The sequence below is a fragment of the Nonomuraea lactucae genome, assembly GCF_003313395.1.
Classification (GTDB): Bacteria; Actinomycetota; Actinomycetes; order Streptosporangiales; family Streptosporangiaceae; genus Nonomuraea; species Nonomuraea lactucae.
In genome coordinates this window covers 1-3,260 of record NZ_QNFZ01000694.1, presented here as the reverse complement: position 1 = coordinate 3,260, position 3,260 = coordinate 1, and the positions used below count along the sequence as shown (strand labels likewise).

1 protein-coding gene is annotated in these 3,260 nt (G+C 74.9%); it reads right to left on the bottom strand.

Annotation, left to right across the window (positions count from 1 at the left end; translation table 11 throughout):
* Positions 1-448 precede the first annotated feature (448 nt).
* Positions 449-3,260: NACHT domain-containing protein (locus tag DQW85_RS25540; protein ID WP_420819184.1), on the bottom strand; the 2,812-nt coding region annotated here is incomplete at its 5' end.

Sequence of the window (3,260 nt, the reverse complement as noted above, 5' to 3'; positions counted from 1 at the left end):
GAGCAGGGCCACGCTGGACGGGCCGCGCCGCGCCGCGCGCTCCGGCGGCGAGGCGGGCGGCACCCAGCCGGACCTGATCCGGGTGAGCAGAGGGGCGTTGGCGCGCAGCGTTCCAGCGATCTCCGGAGGCACTCCCGGCTCCACCACCACACCCACGCTCTGCCCTGGCACCCTGGCGCCCCCAACGCTCGTGATGCCCGGATACTACGGAACATTTCGCGTTAGTGTCAGCCTCGCGGAGGACAGTCCAGGTAACCACCGGACCGCCCGGCGGGGATCACGGGGGAGGCGGTGCGCCTGGCGGTGCACGACTGCGACGTGCTGATCCTCGACAGGGACCTGCCGCCGGCGCACGGCGACGACCTGTGCGCGCGGGTGGGGGAGCAGGGCTCGCTGGTCCGGGTCCTCGTGCACGGTGGAGCTGCCCGCCGCCCGCCAGGGGTGGCGGCTACGTGCGGCGGGCGTCCCGAAGGAGCTCCTCGGGGACGCCGGCGCCGGTCAGGATGGCCAGGCTGTCGGTCCGTTCGAACAGCATCGACTCCAGCAGGGGCCGCAGCGCCTCGCGCTCGACCTCCGCCTTCAGCAGCTCGGCCACGATCCGGGCCCGGTCCTCGAACGGCAGGTCGGCGCCCTCCAGGGCCAGCGCGCGCAGCAGCAGGTCCAGCTTCGGACGGCCGCGGGAGGCGGGCAGCGTGGCCAGCGCGGCGATCGCGTCCAGGTAGAGCACGACGCGATCGCGTGCGGACAGGGACCCGCTCATGAGCAGCTCGTCGACCAGGCGGGTGAGGGTGACCACGCGGCCGGACGTCCGCGCCACGACCACGAACCCGTCGCGGGCGGGCGGCGAGTCCGTCAGCAGGTCGATGTCCAGGTTGAGGAGGTACGGCCGCTCGTCGAGGGCCTGGGTGGCGAATCTGACGACCTGGGCCGCGACCTGGGCCGCGGGGTCGGCCGCCGGGCCGCCGAACCACCAGCCGGCGGCGTCGAAGTCCCACGGTTCGGCGGCCCCGCCCAGCAGCACGTCGCCCCGCACCCGGCAGGCCGGCAGCCCCCTGATGAGGCCGGTCCAGCCCTCCCTGCCGAGCTGGCTCTTCCACAGGTGGGCGTGCGAGCTCCACCGGTCGAGTGTGCCGGTGTCGCGCAGCAGCGCGGAGACGCTGACCGGTTCGTCGGAGACGCCCCTGATCAGCAGCACGAGGTTGGCGGAGTAGGCGGCCAGCCGGCGGGTCAGCGGGTGCCGTACAGGCTCGAACCGGGTGAACGAGCGCCGCCGCCGCTCGTGCAGCGAGCCGCGTAACAGCTCCGCCAGCAGGTTGGCGGCCCGTACGCGGACCTCCCGCGGCAGCGCCCGCAGCAGCTCCATGGAGAACCCCACGACCGGACCCCGCTCGGCCAGGCAGGAGAACGACGTGACCGCGTACAGCAGGTCGTCGTCGGCGTCCTGCGACGAGACGGCGATCAGCTCCTCCTCGGCCAGGTCCTGCCGCCGCACCAGGTCGCGCACGGCGTAGACGGCGAGCCAGGCCACCAGGAAGTCGCCGAACGTGGCGTGCAGGAACTCGTAGCAGCTCGCCCCGCCGTCCGCCCCGGCCCCGCCCCCCGTCGCCCGAGCCCCCGTGGGGCGGGCCTCGGTGCGGTGGATGAAGAAGAAGCCGCCGGTGGCGCGCTCCGCCCAGTCCCGGCGCTCCTCCCTCCCTCCCCCGCACAGCGCGGGCAGGTCCCGGTCCAGCTCGTACGCGCTGACGACGGGCCGCCCGCGAACGAACATCGACAGCGCCACAGCTCCGAGCTGGACCAGCTCCCGCTCCACCAGCCTGCGTCTCCGGGCGGCCGACAGGGCGCGGACCGCCGGGTCCCTGGTGAGCTCCCGGGCCGCGAAGTCCCTGATCAGCGACTCGTAGAGCTGTGCCCGGCCCAGCTCCGCCCCGTCGTGCTGGAGCGCGTTCTCGGCCGCGTCGTACAGGGCGAGCAGCAGCAGGAGCAGCGGCTGCCTGGCGAGCTCCCCGTGGGCGAGCGCGACCTCGGCGGGCAGCGGCTCGCGACGGTGCCGGGCGAGCAGGGCCCGGTTGGTCTGGTCCCAGACGCCGAGCCAGGCGCGCACCTGGTCGTCGTCGAACGGCCGGAGCTGGACCGCGGGCACCCCGTCGGGGCACCTCACCCGGTCGGCCACCACCGTGCGGCACGTCACGATCACCGCGACGGGCCGGTTGAGCCTGGCCTGCCCGCGCTGGAACTCCTGGACCTGCTCCAGGTAGTCGTAGCGGTCGGCCTCGGCCGCCTGGACGAGCTCGTCCAGCCCGTCGAGCATGACCACGGGGAGCGCTCCGTCGGCCGCCTCCACCACGTCCTGATATTTCACTTCCTCGCCGAGCACGGCGGCGAGGCCCTGCTCGATCTGAGATATGACGGAGGACTCGGCGGCGACGTTCCGCAGCTCCACCCGGATCGGCAGGAACTCCGACGTGGCCAGCCGGGCGGCGAGCACCTCGGTGAGCTTGGACTTGCCCGCCCCCGGCTCGCCGAGCACGAGCAGCGGGGCCTGGGTGGCGTACGGCGAGGTGAGGTGGCCCACCAGGAACGCCTCGGCGTCGGGCAGCTCGGCCTGCTCCTCCCACCAGCTCTTCACCGCGGGCGTGGCCTCGCGGGTCATCTCGGCCACCCGGAGCCGCGGGTTGACGTACCCCTCGCCCAGCAGCGGCAGCGTGACGTCGTCCGGCACGGTGCCGGCGGCCATGAGCGGCTGGTCCAGGGTGCTGGCGGCCAGCCTGATCAGGTGGATCCCGGGCCGGTCGCCGACCCGCGGCGGCGCCAGCTCGGCGAGCAGCCGCGCCACCCGCGACAGCCCGATGCCCGTCGCCCTGGTGTCGGCCTTGGCGTGGCCCTTCCGCGAGCCCTTCGCCGAGCCCTTCGCCGAGCCCTTCAACGCGCCGTTCCCGGGGGTCTTCGCCGAGCCGCCGCTCCCCGCCGCCCTGGCCTCGTCCACCGGCGAACGGGACGCGCCGGGCTCCGGGGGGAGGCTCCACACGGCGAGCTCGGGGCCGGCCTCGGCCAGCAGCCGGTAGTCCTCGTCGTAGGTCCGCAGCGCCCGCCCCGGCGGGCCCTCGGCCAGGTGCGCGAGAAAGCGTGCCTGCTCGCCGGCCGGCAGCCGCTCCCACACGGCCGTCCCGCGCACGTAGCGGGCTAGCGCCTCCGACATCCGCCGGTGCTCCCGACCCACGCCCGCCCTCGTCCCGGCGTACGCGCGGTGCGGCGCCGGCGCG